16 protein-coding genes are annotated in these 17577 nt (G+C 68.3%); 7 read left to right on the top strand and 9 right to left on the bottom strand.

Annotated elements, in window-relative coordinates; genetic code table 11:
• Positions 1 to 3 precede the first annotated feature (3 nt).
• The 3 genes from QNI11_RS11630 to cysG form a co-directional block, all read right to left on the bottom strand.
• Entirely contained in the window at positions 4 to 1677 is a 1674-nt protein-coding gene (locus tag QNI11_RS11630; RefSeq protein WP_283980244.1) for a nitrite/sulfite reductase, read from the bottom strand.
• A 61-nt stretch (positions 1678 to 1738) separates the two neighbouring features.
• Positions 1739 to 2038 carry a DUF2849 domain-containing protein gene (locus tag QNI11_RS11625; protein ID WP_283980243.1) on the bottom strand — a complete coding sequence of 100 codons (300 nt, stop codon included), beginning with the start codon at positions 2036 to 2038 and terminating at the stop codon, positions 1739 to 1741.
• Positions 2038 to 3450 carry a siroheme synthase CysG gene (cysG, locus tag QNI11_RS11620; RefSeq protein WP_283980242.1) on the bottom strand — a complete coding sequence of 471 codons (1413 nt, stop codon included), beginning with the start codon at positions 3448 to 3450 and terminating at the stop codon, positions 2038 to 2040. Before cysG ends, QNI11_RS11625 begins: the two co-directional genes overlap by 1 nt.
• A 141-nt stretch (positions 3451 to 3591) precedes the next feature.
• On the opposite strand from cysG, the gene QNI11_RS11615 reads away from it, so the two are divergent.
• Positions 3592 to 4047, top strand: a complete 456-nt coding sequence (locus QNI11_RS11615) for an Lrp/AsnC family transcriptional regulator (protein WP_100930331.1) — start codon at positions 3592 to 3594, stop codon at positions 4045 to 4047.
• A 215-nt stretch (positions 4048 to 4262) separates the two neighbouring features.
• Here QNI11_RS11615 and QNI11_RS11610 read toward each other — a convergent pair whose 3' ends face one another.
• Positions 4263 to 5435 (bottom strand): cytochrome P450, encoded by a 1173-nt coding sequence (locus QNI11_RS11610; protein WP_283980241.1) that lies wholly within the window; start codon positions 5433 to 5435, stop codon positions 4263 to 4265.
• Between the two features lie 56 nt (positions 5436 to 5491).
• On the opposite strand from QNI11_RS11610, the gene QNI11_RS11605 reads away from it, so the two are divergent.
• The 5 genes from QNI11_RS11605 to QNI11_RS11585 all read left to right on the top strand — a co-directional run bounded on the left by QNI11_RS11605 (position 5492) and on the right by QNI11_RS11585 (position 12312).
• The gene (locus QNI11_RS11605) at positions 5492 to 7243 is read left to right on the top strand and encodes an ATP-binding protein (RefSeq protein ID WP_100930333.1); all 1752 of its coding nucleotides are present in this window, start codon (positions 5492 to 5494) and stop codon (positions 7241 to 7243) included.
• A gap of 100 nt (positions 7244 to 7343) precedes the next feature.
• Positions 7344 to 8576, top strand: coding sequence for a sigma-54 dependent transcriptional regulator (locus tag QNI11_RS11600; protein WP_283980240.1), 1233 nt, complete (start codon positions 7344 to 7346; stop codon positions 8574 to 8576).
• Between the two features lie 386 nt (positions 8577 to 8962).
• Entirely contained in the window at positions 8963 to 9967 is a 1005-nt protein-coding gene (locus QNI11_RS11595; RefSeq protein WP_100930335.1) for a DctP family TRAP transporter solute-binding subunit, read from the top strand.
• A 202-nt stretch (positions 9968 to 10169) separates the two neighbouring features.
• Entirely contained in the window at positions 10170 to 10856 is a 687-nt protein-coding gene (locus QNI11_RS11590; protein ID WP_100930336.1) for a TRAP transporter small permease, read from the top strand.
• A 4-nt stretch (positions 10857 to 10860) separates the two neighbouring features.
• Complete coding sequence (locus QNI11_RS11585; protein WP_283980239.1) at positions 10861 to 12312, top strand: TRAP transporter large permease; 1452 nt, start codon at positions 10861 to 10863, stop codon at positions 12310 to 12312.
• A 132-nt stretch (positions 12313 to 12444) separates the two neighbouring features.
• On the opposite strand, the gene QNI11_RS11580 is transcribed toward QNI11_RS11585, so the two are convergent.
• A complete protein-coding gene (locus QNI11_RS11580; protein WP_283980238.1) occupies positions 12445 to 12708 on the bottom strand; it encodes a hypothetical protein in 264 nt (87 codons plus the stop codon).
• Positions 12709 to 13072: 364 nt separating this feature from the next.
• On the bottom strand, positions 13073 to 13819 hold the full coding sequence (gene tpiA, locus QNI11_RS11575; RefSeq protein WP_283980237.1) for a triose-phosphate isomerase: 747 nt from the start codon (positions 13817 to 13819) through the stop codon (positions 13073 to 13075).
• A 116-nt stretch (positions 13820 to 13935) separates the two neighbouring features.
• Between tpiA and QNI11_RS11570 the strand changes: the two genes are divergently transcribed.
• Positions 13936 to 14829: an isopenicillin N synthase family oxygenase gene (locus QNI11_RS11570; protein ID WP_283980236.1), complete on the top strand. Its 894-nt coding sequence runs from the start codon at positions 13936 to 13938 to the stop codon at positions 14827 to 14829.
• A gap of 196 nt (positions 14830 to 15025) precedes the next feature.
• Here the strand turns inward: QNI11_RS11570 and QNI11_RS11565 are convergent, their stop codons facing one another.
• The 3 genes from QNI11_RS11565 to QNI11_RS11555 form a co-directional block, all read right to left on the bottom strand.
• Complete coding sequence (locus QNI11_RS11565) at positions 15026 to 15349, bottom strand: TfoX/Sxy family protein (protein ID WP_100930341.1); 324 nt, start codon at positions 15347 to 15349, stop codon at positions 15026 to 15028.
• Positions 15349 to 15732: an iron-sulfur cluster assembly accessory protein gene (locus QNI11_RS11560; RefSeq protein ID WP_100930342.1), complete on the bottom strand. Its 384-nt coding sequence runs from the start codon at positions 15730 to 15732 to the stop codon at positions 15349 to 15351. The genes QNI11_RS11565 and QNI11_RS11560 overlap by 1 nt, the downstream gene beginning before the upstream one ends.
• A 148-nt stretch (positions 15733 to 15880) precedes the next feature.
• Positions 15881 to 17371, bottom strand: coding sequence for a mechanosensitive ion channel family protein (locus QNI11_RS11555; protein WP_283980235.1), 1491 nt, complete (start codon positions 17369 to 17371; stop codon positions 15881 to 15883).
• Positions 17372 to 17577: the final 206 nt, after the last annotated feature.

Raw genomic sequence — 17577 nt, 5'->3', positions numbered from 1 at the left:
GTCTCATGCGGCTTTCGACCGTTTCGCTGTCTGTTCGCCGTAGAGCGCCGTCTTGAACGGCGCCATGCCGAGGCGGCGGTAGGCGGCGAGGAAGGTTTCGTCCCTGTCCTCGCGGTGTTCGAGATAGGCGCCGACAAGGCGTTCGATGGCCGGGACGATCTCTTCGGCGGAGAAGCCGGGGCCGGTGCGTTCGCCGAGCGCCAGGGTCTCCGTGTGATCGCCGCCGAGGGTGATCTGATAGTTCTCCACTCCGGCGCGGTCCAGCCCGAGAATGCCGATGTGACCTACGTGGTGGTGACCGCAGGCGTTGATGCAGCCGGAGATCTTGATCTTCAGCTCGCCGATCTCGTGCTCCAGCTTCAGCTCGTCGAAGCGGGTCGCGATCTGCTGGGCGATGGGGATCGAGCGGGCGGTGGCCAGCGCGCAGTAGTCCATGCCGGGGCAGGCGATGATGTCGGAGACCAGCCCGATGTTCGCCGTGGCGAGGCCGTGCGCCTTCAGCCGCGCGTGGATCGCGGGCAGGTCGGCCTTGTGGACATGCGGCAGGACGACGTTCTGCTCGTGCGAGATGCGCAGCTCGTCATGGCCGAAGTCGCGGGCGATGTCGGCCATGACGCGCATCTGTTCCGCCGTGGCGTCGCCGGGGGTCTCGCCATGCGCCTTCAGGCTGATCTGCGCGATGGCATAGCCTTCGGCGCGGTGCGGGTGCAGGTTGGTGTCGGCCCAGGCGCGGAAGACCGGGTCCTTCGCGTAGTGGTCGTCGAAGGCCGAAACCGGGCGTTTCGCGAACGAAGGCGCGGCAAACTGGGCCTTTATCGTCTCGAAAAGGGCCTGGTCGACGCCGGTGAAGGTCGGGCGGATGAGAGCGTAGACCTCCTCCACCCGGGCGCGGATGTCGTCGATGCCGTGTTCGTGCACGGTGATCTTGATGCGCGACTTGTACTTGTTGTCGCGGCGGCCCAGCAGGTTCCAGACGGAGACAATGGCCTCCAGATAGGGCAGAAGATCGGCCATGGGCACGTGTTCCGCGATGGTCTTGCCGATCATCGGGGTGCGGCCCATGCCGCCGCCCACCACGACCTCGGCGCCCGCGACACCGTCCTTTTCGTGCAGCCGAAGCCCGATATCGTGCGCCTTGATTACGGCGCGGTCGTTCGCGCTGCCGGTCACGGCGATCTTGAACTTGCGCGGCATGGCCTGGAATTCCGGGTGGTCGGTGGACCACTGGCGGATCAGCTCGGCCACCGGGCGCGGGTCCATCACCTCGTCGGCGGCGGCGCCGGCGAAGTGGTCCGCGGTCACGTTGCGGATGGTGTTGCCCGAGGTCTGGATGGCGTGCATCTGCACCTCGGCCAGCGCGTCGAGCATGTCGGGAATGTCGCGCAGCTCCGGCCAGTTGTACTGGATGTTCTGCCGCGTGGTGAAGTGGCCGTAGCCCTTGTCGTACTGCTCGGCCAGGTCGGCGAGCCGGTCCATCTGCCGGCTGGAGAGCGTGCCGTAGGGGATCGCCACCCGCAGCATGTAGGCGTGCAGTTGCAGGTAGAGGCCGTTCATCAGGCGGAACGGCTTGAACTCGTCCTCGGTCAGCGAGCCGTCGATGCGGCGCTCGACCTGCTGGCGGAACTGGCGGTTGCGCTCGGTGACGAAGGCGTGGTCGAAATCGGAATAGCTGTACATCGTGTCGTCCTTTCGGGGCTGCGGATTTCCGTGGAAAACCGGGCCCTTGTAGAAATCGGCGTCAGAGGTCGGCCTGCTTGCCGTGCGCGTAGTTGGAGGGTCCGGTGCGGCGGAACTCCTCGCGGAAGTGGGTGGGCTCAGGGCCGTCTTCGCCCTCGACCACGTCGGCGAGGTAGACGCCGACGATCTCGGACTGGCGGACGGACGCCTCCACCAGCCGGAGCTGGGCGTGCGCCTCGTCGGTCAGGACCTCCGCCTCGGACAGGCGCGGCGACCAGTCGTCGTTGGCGGTGAGGTAGACCACCTCGCCCGAGAGCAGCGCATTGGCGGTGACGACCTTGGGGGTGAATTCGCGGGGCATCAGGAGACCTCCTGCTGGCGGGATGGGACGGCCGTCAGGCCGGAAGACTGAAGGGTGGGCAGGGCGTCGCGCGGGGCGAGCCCGTAGAGGATCAGGGCGGGGCCGTCGGGACAGTCGTCCAGATCGGCGGAGAGCGTGGCGAGGGCCGAGGCGATCACCGCCTGGTCCCCGCGCGAGGCATTGACGACCACGGTCACCGGCGTGTCGGCGGCGGCGCCGTGCATCAGCAGGCGGCCCTGCAGGAAGCGGGCGGCGCGCTTGCCCATGTAGATCGCGGCGACCTGGTCGGGGGCGGCCAGCGTGCGCCAGTCGTGGTCGGCGAAACCTTCGGTGTCATGCGCGGTCATCAGCCGGACGGAGGCGTTGCGGCCTCGCTTTGTCAGGCTCTGGCCGATGGCGGCGACGGCGGCGGAGGCGGCGGTGATGCCCGGCACGATCTCGTAGCCGATCCCATGCGCGGCCAGCGTGTCGATTTCCTCGTCGAGGCGGGCGAAGAGGGTCGGATCGCCGCCCTTCAGCCGCACGATCTGCGCGCCGGTCGCGGCGTGTTCCACGAGCAGGGCGTTGATCGTTTCCTGCGGGGTCGAGGGGCCGAAGCCGGTCTTGCCGACCTCGATCATCGTGGCCTCGCGGCGGGCGAGTTCGAGGATCGGCTGCGGGGCGAGCCGGTCATAGAGCACCACGTCGGCCTCGTCGAGCAGGCGGCGCGCCTTCAGCGTCAGGAGGTCCGGGTCGCCGGGACCGGAGCCCACGAAGGAGACGAAGCCCGCGCGGGCCGGACGGTCGAGATGCGCGTCGAGGAGGTCGTTCAGGGCCTCCTGGGTTGCGTCCTCGCCCTGCGCGTAGGCGCGGGGGCCCGCGGCGAAGAACCAGTCGCGCCAGAAGTCGCGGCGCGCGCGGCCGTGGGGGAGCGCCTCTGCCATCTTGCGGAAACCGCTGGCGATGCGCGCGAGCGGGCCGGTGGCGGTGGGGAGGTGTTCCTCCAGATGGGCCTTGATGGCGCGGGCGAGCACGGGGGCGGTGCCTTCGGTCCCGATGGCGACGGTCACGGGGTCGCGGTCGACGATCGCGGGGGTGATGAAAGCGCTATCGTCAAGGTTGTCGACGATGTTAACAAGGACGCCAGCGGCGCGCGCGAGGGTTGCGGTGCGGGCGTCGGTTTCGGCGTCTTCGTCGGCGGCATAGGCGAGGGCGGCACCGTCGAGGTCGCCGTCGCTGAGCGGGCGGCGGTGCAGGGTGAGGCGGCCTTCGGCGGCCCAGCCCTCGATCTCGGGCGCGGGGAGGGAGGAGAAGACATGCAGCGCGGCCTCGGTCTTCATCAGCAGGCGCAGCTTGGCAAGTGCGGCGTCGCCGCCGCCGGAGAGGACGACGCGCGTGTCGCGCAGCGCGAGGAAGATCGGGAAGTGACGCATGACGGACCTCTTTTGACTCCGTCTCAATATAGGAAATTATCCTGCGGCGGGGCTATGACCTTGTCTGAATAAGGAAGTTTGTTCTACCTTCTGAAACTGAAAGGAGCCGTGTTTCGGATTTCGCGGCAAAAAGGGAAAACGATGAAGATCGACGATACAGACCGGAAAATCCTTGTGCAGTTGCAGCGTGACGCAAGCCAGTCGCTGGACGAGATTGCCAAGGCGGTGGGGTCCTCGAAGACCCCGGTCTGGAACCGGATTCGCAAGATGAAGGAGGCCGGGGTGATCGGTGCGCAGACCGTGCTGCTGGATGCCGATGCGCTGGGGTTCGAGGCGTGTTTCTTCGTGCTGATCCGCACGTCGGAGCACGAGGCGGAGTGGCAGCGGCGGTTCCTCAAGGCCCTGCAGGAGCGCCCGGAGGTGCAGGAGGCGCACCGCCTGGCGGGCGACATCGACTACATCCTGAAGGTGAGGGTGAAGAACGCGCGGGCCTATGACGCCTTCTACCAAGCGTTGATCTCGGAAGTGAAGGTGCACAACGTCACGGCGCTTTTGTCGATGGAGGAGATCAAGGCGACGGTGGCGCTGCCCCTGTAGGCGTGATCCGATTGTGTGCTGCGCACGCAGGTTCAGCGCGCTGCGCGCGCTTGGAAGTGCTTGCGCGCTGCGCGCGTTTGGCAGTGCTTGCGCGCTCCGCGCGCTTGGCGGTTCTTGCGCGCTCCGCGCGCGGGTGCCTTCGGCGGAGTATTTTCAAAGCGGAGAAACATGGGGTCCGTCCCATGGCCCGGCGTGTCGTGGGCGGTGGCGGGGGGCTACCAGGCGGCGCGGAGCGCCTCCAGCCCGTGGAAATGGTAGAGGTTGGCGTAGCGAGGCGGTTCCGCGAGGCGGAGGCCGGGCAGGCGCTGCATGAGGATCGGCAGGGCGATCGACATTTCCAGCCGGGCGAGAGGGGCGCCGACGCAGAAGTGCAGCCCGCCGCCGAAGCCGGTGTGGGTTGCAGGCGGGCGTGCGGGGTCGAAGGTCGCAGGGTCGGGCCACGTCGCCGGGTCGCGGTTCGCCGCCGCGAGCAGCAGCGCCACGCTGTCGCCGCGCCGGAAGGTATGGCCGAAGACCTCGACCTCTTCGTAGGCCATGCGGGTGAACATGTGCAGCGGCGGGTCGAAGCGGAGGATTTCCTCGACAGTGCGGTCGGCGGTCTCCGGCGCGATCTGGACGTTCAGTTCGAGGAGGGCCTTGATGCCGTTGCCGAGGCTGTGGACCGTCGCCTCGTGGCCCGCGTTCAGGAGCAGGATCACCGTGGCGGTCAGTTCCCCGGTCGAGAGGCGGCTGCCTTCGGCCTCCGCCTCCACCAGCCGTGTCAGCAGGTCGTCCTCGGGGTGCCTGCGGCGGTGGGCCACGAGGTCGGCGAGGAAAGCCTGGAAGTCGGAGGCGGCGCGGGCGGCGGCGTCCTCCACCGCGCGGTCGCGGCGGGCCTGGTACATGGCGACCATGGCGTTCGACCAGTCGAGAAGCTGCGGCGCATGCGATTCGGGCACGCCCAGAAGGCGGCAGATGACGATCACCGGCAGGGGCTGGCAGAAGGACGGCAGGAGGTCGGCGCCACCTGCGGGCAGGGCGTCGATCAGTTCGTGGGTGAGCGCGGTTATGTCGTCGCGCATCGCCGCGATCCGGCCGGAGGTGAAGGCGCGCAGCACCAGCCCGCGCAGGCGCGTGTGGCGGGGCGGCTCGAGCTCCAGCATGGAGTGCGTCTCGATCGCGTAGAAGGGGGCGAGGTGTTCGGGGATCGGCGGCGCGAGATCGGCGGGGACCTCGCGTCCGAAGCGGCGGTCCTTCAGCAGCGCCTGCACCGCGCGGTGCGAGACGGCGCAGGGCATGCCGTAGTCCTCCCACCATGCAAGGTCGCCGCCGTTGCGCAGGCGGTCGTAGAACGGGTAGGGGTTCTGGACGAAGTCGGGGTCGGTGGGGGATTGTGAGAGGCGCAGCATGCGCGGACAATCGTCCGGCGCGGCGCGCTTGGCAAGGGGCGGCTGAAGGGGAACGGATGACGAGGCGGCATCACCGGATCTGGACGGTTCTGGCCTTCCTTGCGGGGGTGGCCGGGCTGTCCTACGGCGTGTGGTCCTATGCCTACGGGCAGGCGCTGGAACAGGTGCGTGCGCGCGGCGAGGCTGACCTTGCGCTGGCGGCGGACCGGCTGGTTACGGGGCTCTTGCGGTACAGGGCGGCGGCGGTGCTGCTGGCCGATCACCCGGTGCTGGAGGCCCTGCACGACGAAGGCGTCAGTGGCGGCGCGGCGGCGCGGCGGGCCATGGTCTTCCTGCAGCGCAGCGCCGACCGGACGGGCGCGGCGCTGGCCTTCTACGCCGACGCGGAGGGGCGGGTGCTGGCCGCGACGCAGGGCGATGTGCCCCGCGATTTCGCCCGGGCGGACTGGTTCCGCCGCGCGCTGGACGGGGCGCTGGGGGCGGGCGCGCGGGTGGCGCGGGACGAATCGCAGCGGCTTTTCGTGCATGCGGCGCCGTCGTTCGGGGCGGACGGACGGGTGCAGGGTGTGCTGGTCATGGTGGTCGACCTCGAAGGGATCGAGGGCGAATGGCGGGGATCGCGCCCTTCCGTGTTCTTTACCGACAGTGCCGGCGACATCCTGGTGACCAACCGTTCGGAGCTCTTGTTCTGGCAACTGGCGCCGGAGGCGGTGATCCGTCCGGACGGCGGCGTGGCGGAGGTCACGCGGCGCTTTGTCGGCGGGTACGAGATCTGGCGGCAGGCGCTGTCGCCCTACGTGCCGGAACGCGGGCTGCACCTGGTCCAGCCCTTGCCGGTGGTGGGGTTGACGGGCGAGGCGCTGGTCGACGTGGGCCCGGCGCGCAGGCTTGCGGCCTTGCAGGTGGCGGTGGTGGCGATCCTCTGCCTTGGCTTCGGGGCGGTGCTGTTCCTGCTGGCGGAGCGGCGGCGCGTGCTGACGGAAGCGAACACCGCGCTGGAGGTTCGGGTGCGGGCGCGCACGCTGGAGCTGGAGGAGGCCAACACCGCGCTGCGTCACGAGGTGCGCGAGCGGCAGGAGGCGGAGGCGGCTTTGCGCCGGGCGCAGGCGGACCTCGTGCAGGCGGGCAAGCTGTCGGCGCTGGGGCAGATGTCGGCGGGGATCAGCCACGAGCTGAACCAGCCGCTGATGGCGATCCGGCAGTTTGCGGAGAATGGCGGCGCGTTCCTCGACAAGGGGCAACCGGAGCGGGCGGCGGAGAACCTGTCGCGGATCGCCGCGCTGGCGGGGCGGGCGGCGCGGATCATCCGCAACCTGCGCGCCTTTGCCCGCAACGAGAGCGAACCGATGGGCCGTGTCGACCTCTGCGCGGTGATCGACGAGGCGGTGGAACTGACCGAGACACGGCTGGAAGCGGAGGGCGTCGAGGTGGCCTGGGACCGTCCGGGCGGGGCGCTTTATGCCATCGGCGGCGAGGTGCGGCTGGGGCAGGTCTTCGTCAACCTGATCAACAACGCCGCCGACGCCATGGCCGGGCAGGCGGTGAAGCGGATCGCGATCCGGGTGGAGGCGGGCGAGCGGCTGGTGGTCCGGGTGCGCGACACCGGGCCGGGCATCGCCGATCCGGAGAAGGTGTTCGAGCCGTTCTACTCCACCAAGGAGGTGGGCGGCGGCATGGGGCTTGGCCTGTCGATTTCCTACGGGCTGGTGCAGAGTTTCGGCGGCAACATCCGCGGCCGGAACATCGCCGGGGGCGGAGCGGAGTTCGAGGTGGAACTGGACCGCTGGCAGGCGGAGGCGGCGGCGTGACGGGGGCCGGCGCTCCTGCGCCTGCGGCGCATGTCGCCCCGCCCGCCGTCCCGCGAGAGCGGGCACAGGCCTTGGGCCGGGCGATGAGACGGGGGACGGCATGATCTGCAAGGTGCTTCTGGTCGACGACGATCTGGCCGTGCGCGAGGCGCTGGGGCAGACGCTGGAGCTGAACGATTTCGAGCCGGTGACGGCAGGGTCCTTCGTGGAGGCCAAGGACCTGATCGGGCCGTCCTTTGCGGGCGTGGTCGTGTCGGACATCCGGATGCCGGGGCGCGACGGGTTCCACCTGCTGGATTACGCGCAGGGCCGCGATCCGGAGCTGCCGGTGATCCTGCTGACCGGCGAGGGCGACATTCCCATGGCGGTCAGGGCGATGTCGCAGGGCGCCTTCGGGTTCCTCGAGAAGCCCTGCAGCCCGGCGGAACTGGCGGGACTGGTGCGACGGGCGCTGAAGACGCGGGAGATGGTGCTCGACAACCGGCGGATGAAGGCGCAGCTCGAGGCGGGGGATCCTGCGGCGCGGATGATCTTTGGCCTGTCGGAACCCGTGACGCGGCTGCGGGAGCAGGTGCGCACCGCGGCGCGCGCCGGGACGGAGGCGCTGGTGCGCGGGGCGCCGGGGTCGGGCATCTCGAAGGTGGCGGAGGTGGTGCACCTGAGCTCCGTCCAGTCGAAGGGGCCGTTCGTGAAGCGCGCGGCCGCGGGGCTCGACCGCGCCGGGTTCGAGGCGGCCTGGGAGGCGGCGCAGGGCGGCGCGCTGTTCCTCGACGAGATCGGCGTGCTGCCCGAGGACACCCAGCTTGCGCTGACCGATGCGCTGGAGCGGGGCGGGGCGCGGCTGATCGCGGGCACCACGCAGGACCTGAAGCATATGGTGGCGGAGGGTCGGCTGTCAGCCGACCTGTATTACCGGCTGGACGTGGCGCAGGTGCGGATACCGTCGCTGGCAGAGCGCCCCGAGGACATACCGGTGCTGTTCCGGCATTACGTGGCGCAGGCCGCCGAGCAGGCGGGCATCCAGCCGCCCGAGATCACGCCAGAGCACGAAGCGGGACTGATGGCGCAGGACTGGCCGGGCAACGCGCGGTCGCTGATGTCGGCGGCCATGCGGTTCGTGCTGGGGATGCCGGAGGAGCTGTCGAAGACCAGCGAGATGGGGCTCGCGGAGCAGATGGCGCAGGTCGAGCGGTCGCTTCTGGTGGCGGCCCTCGGGCGGCACAACGGCGTGGCGGCGGAGGCCGCGAAGGCGCTGAAACTGCCGCGCAAGACGATGTACGACAAGCTGGCGAAATACGGGCTGAAGCCGGAGGCCTTCCGGCGGGAGGGGTGACGGGCCTTGGGTGGCTTTCAGGTATTTTTGCCAAGATGAAGGGTGGGGGCGTTCGCCGTCCCTTGCGTGGCGTTTGGGGGACCGAGGTTTCCGGGTGCGGTTCGAATCGCGGGGGTGCGGGCGCGAATCGGGGGCGGCGCTTGTGCGGATTTCCGCACAAGCCGCGCTAACGGGCGTGCGGGAATCCGCACAAGCGCCGCGCGGGGCGGCCATTCCGAGAATGCATGGATGTCGGCAAGTCTTTGCCGCTTGGGCGTTTTTCGGCCTGCGGGGCGTGGTCGTGCAACACGCTTGATCCGATTCTCGGGGGCGGGTCATGTAACGTCATTCGGTGCCCGGGGAGAGGGCGCCGGGCGAGAAACCAAGCCGTATCTGGGAGGATACCGATGAAAAAGCTTCTCATGACCGCCGCGGCGGCCGCCCTTGCCGTGACCGGCGCAACCTCGGCGCAGGCGTCCTGCGAAGAGGGCGAAATGGTCATCAAGTTCAGCCACGTGACCAACACCGACCGCCATCCGAAAGGCATCGCCGCCACCCTGCTGGCCGAGCGTGTCAACGAAGAGATGAACGGCACCGCCTGCATGGAGGTCTACCCGAACTCCACCCTCTACAACGACGACCAGGTGCTCGAGGCGATGCTGCAGGGCGACGTCCAGCTGGCCGCGCCGTCGCTGTCGAAGTTCGAGCAGTTCACCAAGGTGTTCCGCATCTACGACCTGCCGTTCATGTTCAAGAACATCGATGCGGTCGACGCCTTCCAGGCCTCCGAGACCGGCCAGGCGATGAAGGAATCCATGGTGCGCCGCGGCCTCCTGGGCCTCGAGTTCTGGCACAACGGCCTGACGCAGATCTCGGCCAACAAGCCGCTGATCTCGCCGGAAGACGCCAAGGGCCTGAAGTTCCGCGTGCAGCCCTCCGAAGTGCTGAAGGCGAACATGGAAGCGCTCGGCGCGTCGCCGCAGCCGATGGCCTTCTCGGAAGTCTACGGCGCGCTGCAGACCGGCGTCGTCGACGGGCAGGAGAACACCTGGTCCAACATCTACGGCCAGAAGTTCTTTGAGGTCCAGGACGGCACGACCGAGACCAACCACGGCGTGCTCGACTATCTGGTCGTGACCAACGTCGATTGGTGGGAAGGTCTGGACCCGGCGGTCCGCGAGCAGCTGGCCACCATCCTGAACGAAGTCACCACCGAGCGGAACGCCGCCGTGGGTGAAGTCGACGCAGAGGCCCGCCAGGCGGTTCTGGATGCCGGCGGCGAGATCCGCGAGCTGACCGAAGAGCAGCGCCAGGTCTGGGTCGACGCCATGAAGCCGGTCTGGGAACAGTTCACCGACGACGTGGGCCAGGAAAACATCGACGCCGCGCAGGCGATCAACAACTCGATGTAAGCGCCTGAACGACAGGCAAGACAATCCGGCGGCGGCAGGAACCGCCGCCGGAACCGCACCCGGGGAACGCGGCCGAAAAGGTGCCGATGTCCCCACCACGCCCACAGGGCGGCTTCTCCCGACATCTGCGGCCCGTTCGACCGGGTCCCGGACCACGCAATGAGCGGGAGCCGCGGCAGGGCCTGATTTCTCGGAGGGGGACATGTCCGATCATACCGTCTCGGACTCCATGCTCGGACGTTTCGTCAACGAGCTGGAGGAGAGCTTCATCGCCCTGATCCTGGGGCTGATGACCATCATCACCTTCACCAACGTCGTGCTGCGCTACGGCTTCAACACCGGCCTGATCTGGGGGCTGGAGATGACCTCCATCCTGTTTTCGTGGCTGGTGCTCTTCGGGGTGAGCTATGCGGTCAAGACGACCGCGAACCTCGGGGTCGACGCGGTGACGAACATCATGTCGCCCGCCGTGCGCCGCGTCATGGCGCTGTTCGCCGGTGCGATCTGCATCGCCTATGCCTGCCTCCTGCTGAAGGGCGCGTGGGATTACTGGGCGAACTTCGCCAACCTGCCGCAGACCACCGGGCGCTGGTTCCCCACCGGGTTCGAGGAGATGACCCGCACGTCCTACCGGTCGTGGTACGAGATGGTCGACACCCCGATCCCCGGCTGGCTGCGCTGGATCGAGCCGCTGATCAACGAGGGCGAGGCCTACGAGAAGATCCCGCGGTTCATTCCCTACGTGATCCTGCCGGTCGGCGCCGCGCTGCTGCTGTTCCGCTTCGTCCAGGCGACCGTGCGGATCTGGAAGGGCACCTCCGACAGCCTGATCGTCAGCCATGAAGCCGAAGACGCGGTCGAAGACGTCGCGCACATGAACAAGGACTGATCCCATGGACGTCGTACTTCTGTTTCTCATGGTGATCGGCCTGATGCTGGTCGGCGTGCCGATCGCGGTGTCGCTGGGCTTTTCGTCGATCGTCTTCCTGCTGGTGCTGTCGGAGACCTCGCTGTCCTCGGTCGCGCAGAGCTTCTACCAGGCGATGGCGGGGCACTACACGCTGCTGGCCATCCCGTTCTTCATCCTCGCATCGTCCTTCATGTCGACCGGCGGGGTGGCGGCGCGGATCATCCGCTTCTCCATCGCCATCGTCGGGCACCTGCCGGGCGGGCTTGCCATCGCGGGCGTGTTTGCCTGCATGATGTTCGCGGCGCTCTCCGGGTCGTCGCCGGCAACGGTGGTCGCCATCGGCTCCATCGTGATCGCGGGCATGCGGCAGGTCGGCTATTCCAAGGACTTCGCGGCGGGTGTCATCGCCAACGCGGGCACGCTGGGCATCCTGATCCCGCCGTCCATCGTGATGGTGGTCTATGCCTCTGCGACCGACGTGTCGGTGGGCCGGATGTTCCTGGCGGGTATCATCCCGGGCCTGATCGCGGGCGGCATGCTGATGGTCACGATCTTCGGCATCGCCGTGGTGCGCAAGCTGCCCAAGGGCGAATGGCGCGGCTGGGGCGAGGTCTTCGAGGCGGGCGCCGATGCGATCTGGGGTCTTGGCCTGATCGTCATCATCCTCGGCGGCATCTACGGCGGTGTCTTCACCCCGACCGAGGCTGCGGCGGTGGCGGCGGTCTACTCCTTCCTGATCGCCAACTTCGTCTACCGCGACATGGGACCGCTGCGCATGGCGGACGGTCACCACAAGGCGCTGTGGGAAAAGCCCATCGCGCTGGTGACCGCCTTCTTCCACCGCGACACGAAGCACACGCTGCTGGATGCGGGCAAGCTGACCATTACGCTGATGTTCATCATCGCCAACGCGCTGATCCTCAAGCACGTGCTGACCGACGAGCAGATCCCGCAGCAGATCGCTGCGGCCATGCTGGATGCCGGGTTCGGGCCGATCATGTTCCTGGTGATCGTGAACGTCATCCTGCTGATCGGCGGCCAGTTCATGGAGCCCTCGGGCCTTCTGGTGATCGTCGCGCCGCTGGTGTTCCCCATCGCGCTGCAACTGGGGATCGACCCCATTCACCTCGGCATCATCATGGTGGTGAACATGGAGATCGGGATGATCACGCCGCCGGTGGGTCTGAACCTCTTCGTGACCTCCGGCGTGGCGGGCATGCCGATGATGCGCGTTGTCCGGGCGGCGCTGCCCTTCCTCGCGGTGCTCTTCGTGTTCCTGATCATGGTGACATACATCCCGTCGATCTCGACCTGGGTGCCGGATCGGGTGATGGGGCCGCAGGTCCGCTGCGAGGGGGCATCGCTGCCGTCCGAGCCGCTGGAACGGGCCTTCTGCGAGGCGCGGGGCTTCGGCGCCCCGGCGGCCACGGAGTGACGGCGCGGGGCGCTAGGCCGCCCTGTCCGACAGCTGGCAAAGGGAAGGGGGCGCGGTGCGCCCCCTTTTTCGTATCGCGGTTTGGCCGGTCCGGTCAGCCCGGACAGCAGGCGACGGACCCGTCCGCTTCGGTCAGCGGCAGACGGTGACCAGCTGGCCGTTGCGGTAGGTCTGGTAGGGGTCGTGGCACACCCGGGTGGTGTAGGTGCGCTGCTGGTGGTTCTTGCGGGCACCCTGGATGGCGAGCGTGCCGATCACGCCGAGAACAACGCCGCCGACGACGTTGCGCTCGTTCTGGTTCAGCGCGGCGGCCGGGGTCGCGGCAGAGAGGGAAAGCGCCATGGCAGCGGCGGCGATGACGGAGGTGAGGACCTTGGCAGACTTCTGGACAGACATTTCAAATATCCTTTCTGGAATGGGCGTGGTGATGCCCTGAACGACCCCCGAGCAGCCGGGGGAATCGCCTGTGCGGAACAATCACCGCAATCGCCGTCGCAAATCGATATCAACGGTGTGTTAACAGATAACATCGCGGGCGCCTGCCGCGTATTCCGGAATACCCAACCCTTGGCGGGGCGTGCTCAGGGGCCTGTCCCGAAGGGCGCGCGCATGTCTGGCGCTGGCGCGTACGGAATCGTAGGGTGGCGTAAACCCCACCCTACATCGTGTTTTCATCTGCCGCAGAGGGCGTGCTTTGTCCCGCGCGCAGGGCAGGCCAGGACGGCATCCCGGCCCGCGATGACCGCACCGGCGGCCCGGCTCAGTCGGCGCTGGCGTTCAGCGCCTCGATGATCGGAACGAAGTCGGAGGCCTTCAGCGAGGCCCCGCCGACCAGCGCACCGTCGACGTTGGAGGTGGCAAAGATCTCCTGCGCGTTCGCGGCCTTCACCGACCCGCCATAAAGGATGCGGACAGAGCGGCCCACACCCTCGCCGAAGCGGCGCTCCAGCCGGGCGCGGATGAAGTCGTGCACCTCGCCGATCTGGTCGGTGGTGGGCACCTTGCCGGTGCCGATGGCCCAGACGGGCTCGTAGGCGACGACGAGGTTGTGGCCGGTGGCGGCATCGGGGATCGAGCCCGCAAGCTGGCCGCCGATGATGTCGAGCGTGTTGGAGGATTCGCGCTGGTCGAGCGTTTCGCCGACGCAGACCACGGCGGTGAGACCCGCGGCCCAGGCCGCATCGCATTTGTCGCGCACGGCATCGTTGTGCTCGTCATGGTCGGAGCGCCGCTCGGAGTGGCCGAGGATGACATAGGTCGCGCCCGCGTCCTTCAGCATGTCCGCGGCGATGTCGCCGGTATGGGCGCCGGAGGGCTTGGCGTGGCAGTCCTGCCCTCCGATGGCCACGCCGTCCGCACGGGCGCTGGCGGCCGAGATCAGCGTCGCGGGCGGGCAGATCAGCACCTCGGCTGCGCCCTTCGCGGCCTCTGCCATGGCGTCGAGTTCGTCAAGGCTGGCGGTGGTGCCGTTCATCTTCCAGTTGCCGGCGGCCAGTTTCGTGCGCATGGTCTCTTCCTTTCGCTGCTTGCGCGCAGTTTCGCGAGTGGGGCCGGGAGGTCAAGGGTGGTTGCGCGCCACAGGCCCGCGTGGCAACAGTCGGAACGACCCTGACGGAGGCACGGATGATCCCTGTTCTCGATGCCCGCAAGATCGCCGCGCGCGATCCCGAAACGCTCTCCGTCCTGCGCCGCGGGGCGGAGGAGATCGGCTTCCTCAAGGTGGCACACACGGCGATCACGCCCGCCCGGATGCGCTTCGTGCTGGCCGCATACCGCGCCTTCTTCGACCTGCCGGAGGCCGAGAAGCGCAGGGTGGACATGGCGGCGACGGGGGCGAACCGCGGCTGGGGCGCGCCGCGGTCGGAACAGGTCGATCCCGCCGCCAACCCGGATTACAAGCAGGTCTTCGACGTGGGCTTCGCCGCGCCGGAAACGGGCCTGCCGGTCTATGCCGAGAACCTCTGGCCGGACAGCCCCGAAGGCTTCCGCGAGGTGATCGGCGCCTATTACCGCGACGCCATGGCGGTGGCGCTGGACCTGCTGCGCGGCATCGCCGAGGCGATCGGCGCGGATCGCCACTACTTCGACACCAGGTTCGACCGCCCGATGGCGCTCTTGCGGGGCAACTACTATCCGCCGCGTCCGGACTGGGCGGGCGAGAAGGACTTCGGCATCGCGGCCCACACCGATTACGGCTGCCTGACGCTGCTGGGAACGGACGGTGTCCCGGGGCTGGAGGTTCTGGGCCGCGATGACGCCTGGCACCCCGTGCAGGCGGAGCCGGGCACCTTCGTCATCAACTTCGGCGAAATGCTGGAGATGTGGACCGAGGGACGGGTAAAGGCGACGCTGCACCGGGTGAAGGGGTCGGCCGAGGAACGCATTTCCGTGCCGCTGTTCTTCAACCCGAACCACGACACCAACGTGGCGCCCATGGGCTCGGACCGGACCATCCTTGCAGGCGACCACCTCTCGCGGCGGTTCACCGAAACCTACCTGCACCTGCAAAAGACCTGAACCGCCCCGCTCAGGCGCGCGCGCCCAGAAAAAAGCCGCCCCTCTTCATCTTGGCCCAAATACCTCGGGGGTACGGGGGCAGCGCCCCCGTCGGGCGAAGGCCCGCTCAGGACCTGCGTCACAGGCGCCAGAACCGAACCCGGTCGCGGGCACCGCCCGCGCGGGTCGGCGCGGAGCAGCCGGGGCGAATGTCAGTTCAGAGGTGTTGCAGGGCCTCGCGGGCCAGGGCGACCGCCTCCTCGGGGTCGTCGAGGGCCGCGCCGGGGAGGGTCCAGTAGGGCATGGCCGCGCCCTTGCCGTTCTTGCGGGTGTAACGCCAGCGCTCGCAGCCCATCTCTTCGAGCCGGTCGACGAAGGGCCCGGCGCCTTTGATCATGAGGGTGCCGTCGGACATCATCAGGGCAAAGATCGTGCCGTTCGAATAGATGCCCATGCCGCCGAACATGCGGCGGGTGGTGACGTCTCCGAGGCCGGAGAAGAGGTCGCGGGCGTAGGCGCGATCCTCCTCCGAGAGGGCCATCAGCCCTGCGGTCCGCGGTCTGCGGCCATCTCCTCGACGTCCTTGAACTTGATCGACTCGCCGCAGCCGCAGGCGTCGACAACATTGGGATTGCGGAACTTGAAGCCGCTTTCCAGAAGCGAGGTCTCGTAGTCGATCTCGGTGCCGAAGAGGAACATCTGCGCCATGGGTGCGATCAGCACGCGGGCGCCGTCCTGTTCCACGATCTCGTCGGCGCCTTCCGCGGCGTCGACGTAGTCCATGGTGTATTCCATGCCCGCGCAGCCGCCCTTCTTGACGCCGATCTTCAGGCCGAAGCGGTTGTCGCGCTCCATCAGCCTGCGGATCTGGCTGACCGCCTTGGGCGTGATGGTCACGGGGGATTTGCCGGGTATGCCGAACATCGGGGTTCCTTTGCAGGGGTCCTTTTCGCGTAGGGCTAACCTAATGTGTCGGCGCCCAAATCTCAAGGTCGCGCGCGCCGGGGCCCTGTGCGCACGCGCTCAGACCGGACGATGCGCCACCCTTTCAGGCCACAACGCGCCGCACGGCTCAGGCCGCGTCGGCCGAGGGGACTTCGGGGAAGACGGTGGTGCCCTCTTCCTCGATCCGGGCGAGGCGGGCGACAAGGCGCTCGCGGGCGGTGCAGGCCACGTCCCACGAGGTGTTCGGATCGCGGCAGGGCACCATGAACCAGACGTCGATGCCGAAGGCGTCCTGCCCGGTGACGCTGACGGAGGCCTTGTCGCGGTCGTCGAGCTCTTCGGGGTCGAGTTCGTCCAGCACCTCGCCCAGGCATGTGCGCAGGCGGTCGATGTCGACGGAGGGCGCCAGCTTGAACTTCAGGACGCGCAGCATCTCCGGTTCCTTCAGCGTCCAGTTCTCGAAAGTGGTGGAGGTGAACTCGTTGACCGGCACCACCAGCCGCGTGCCGTCCCAGCTGTGCAGCTGCACGTAGGTGAAGTTGATCCGTTCGACGTGGCAGAGCGCGCCCTTGTAGACCACGCGGTCGCCTATCCGGGCGGACTGGTTCAGGGCGATCTGCAGCGACGACAGGATGTTGGCGAGGATCGTGCGGGCGGCAAAGCCAAGGATCAGCGTCAGCACCCCGGCGGAGGCCAACAGCGAAAAGCCGTAGGTGCGGAACAGGTTGGCCGAGGACAGCACGATGCCGAAGCCGAAGAGGAACACGACGATGACCAGCAGGCGGCGCACGGCGGCGATGCGCGTGGCGCGGGTGCGGGTCTCGTCGAACTGCTGGCGTGTGAGGTCCATCTGCTCGAAGCCGGTGATCTCGTCGAGGATGACCTCGATCACGTTGACGATCAGCATGAGCGCGGCGGTGACGAAACCGGCGGCGACAAGCGGCGAGAGCACGCTGTTCAGCCGTCCGGAGAAGACGAAGATGGTCTGCATGCCCACCGACAGCACAAGCGCCACGGTGGCGATCAGCAGCGGGATGCGGGCGGAGCGGAAGATGGCGGAGGTCACGCGGTGGCTGGCCAGCCGTCCGATGCGGCGCAGCGCCCGCGACATGGCCCAGCCCGACAGCCCGGCGAGGAAGATGAGCAGCGGCACACCAAGCACCTCCCACCACATCAGGCGCCAGAAGGCCGGTTCGCGCAGCGCGTCGGGCAGCCATTTCTCGAACCCCGTGGGGCCGTAGGCGGCATAGAGCGGGGCAATGTTGCGCACGGTGCGGGCGGAGATCACCCAGACCGGGTCCGCGCCCTCGGGCTTCACCCGTTCCAGCCGGATGGCGGAGGGCACGCCGTCAAGGTCGATTTCCCACAGCAGGAGCGAGCGGCGCGGCATCCCGGCGGTGGCGGCGTTCGACGTCTCGAGCGCGTCGAGCCCGTCGGGGCGGTCGATGATCTGGCTCCAGTCGACGATCACGCGGCGGGCAATCACCGTGCCGAGGTCGCGCGCCAGCCGGTCGCCTGCCGAGCGCTGCACCTCCGGTTCGAGGTCGTTGAGGTTGAGGAGATGGCCAAGCTGGCCGGGCGCGTCGGCGGGGGTGTCGCTGCGTTGCCCGGCGCGCATCAGCAGCTCCATCGTCGCGCGGGGGGTGGAGCGGTCGATCCAGTCCGGCGCGGGTCCGAGACCGTCGTTCAGGGACTTGACCTCGAACCATGGCGATGGCGATTGGGCATGCGCGAGACCCCCGTGCAGGAGAAGCTAGAGCGCGGCGAGGGCCATGAGGCCGAGGTCGAAATACTGTCGCATCGGCAAGACAACGCCGCCCGGAC

Origin of the sequence: Sagittula sp. MA-2, assembly GCF_030126985.1 — a bacterium.
GTDB lineage: Bacteria > Pseudomonadota > Alphaproteobacteria > Rhodobacterales > Rhodobacteraceae > Sagittula.
This window is presented reverse-complemented; position numbering and strand designations above follow the sequence as displayed.

What these genes read in the sequence shown, in the direction of transcription:
- QNI11_RS11630 (WP_283980244.1), bottom strand. Translation starts at nt 1,677, where the DNA reads ATGTACAGCTATTCCGATTTCGACCACGCCTTCGTCACCGAGCGCAAC.
- QNI11_RS11625 (WP_283980243.1), bottom strand. Translation starts at nt 2,038, where the DNA reads ATGCCCCGCGAATTCACCCCCAAGGTCGTCACCGCCAATGCGCTGCTC.
- cysG (WP_283980242.1), bottom strand. Translation starts at nt 3,450, where the DNA reads ATGCGTCACTTCCCGATCTTCCTCGCGCTGCGCGACACGCGCGTCGTC.
- QNI11_RS11615 (WP_100930331.1), top strand. Translation starts at nt 3,592, where the DNA reads ATGAAGATCGACGATACAGACCGGAAAATCCTTGTGCAGTTGCAGCGT.
- QNI11_RS11610 (WP_283980241.1), bottom strand. Translation starts at nt 5,435, where the DNA reads ATGCTGCGCCTCTCACAATCCCCCACCGACCCCGACTTCGTCCAGAAC.
- QNI11_RS11605 (WP_100930333.1), top strand. Translation starts at nt 5,492, where the DNA reads ATGACGAGGCGGCATCACCGGATCTGGACGGTTCTGGCCTTCCTTGCG.
- QNI11_RS11600 (WP_283980240.1), top strand. Translation starts at nt 7,344, where the DNA reads ATGATCTGCAAGGTGCTTCTGGTCGACGACGATCTGGCCGTGCGCGAG.
- QNI11_RS11595 (WP_100930335.1), top strand. Translation starts at nt 8,963, where the DNA reads ATGAAAAAGCTTCTCATGACCGCCGCGGCGGCCGCCCTTGCCGTGACC.
- QNI11_RS11590 (WP_100930336.1), top strand. Translation starts at nt 10,170, where the DNA reads ATGTCCGATCATACCGTCTCGGACTCCATGCTCGGACGTTTCGTCAAC.
- QNI11_RS11585 (WP_283980239.1), top strand. Translation starts at nt 10,861, where the DNA reads ATGGACGTCGTACTTCTGTTTCTCATGGTGATCGGCCTGATGCTGGTC.
- QNI11_RS11580 (WP_283980238.1), bottom strand. Translation starts at nt 12,708, where the DNA reads ATGTCTGTCCAGAAGTCTGCCAAGGTCCTCACCTCCGTCATCGCCGCC.
- tpiA (WP_283980237.1), bottom strand. Translation starts at nt 13,819, where the DNA reads ATGCGCACGAAACTGGCCGCCGGCAACTGGAAGATGAACGGCACCACC.
- QNI11_RS11570 (WP_283980236.1), top strand. Translation starts at nt 13,936, where the DNA reads ATGATCCCTGTTCTCGATGCCCGCAAGATCGCCGCGCGCGATCCCGAA.
- QNI11_RS11565 (WP_100930341.1), bottom strand. Translation starts at nt 15,349, where the DNA reads ATGGCCCTCTCGGAGGAGGATCGCGCCTACGCCCGCGACCTCTTCTCC.
- QNI11_RS11560 (WP_100930342.1), bottom strand. Translation starts at nt 15,732, where the DNA reads ATGTTCGGCATACCCGGCAAATCCCCCGTGACCATCACGCCCAAGGCG.
- QNI11_RS11555 (WP_283980235.1), bottom strand. Translation starts at nt 17,371, where the DNA reads ATGCGCGCCGGGCAACGCAGCGACACCCCCGCCGACGCGCCCGGCCAG.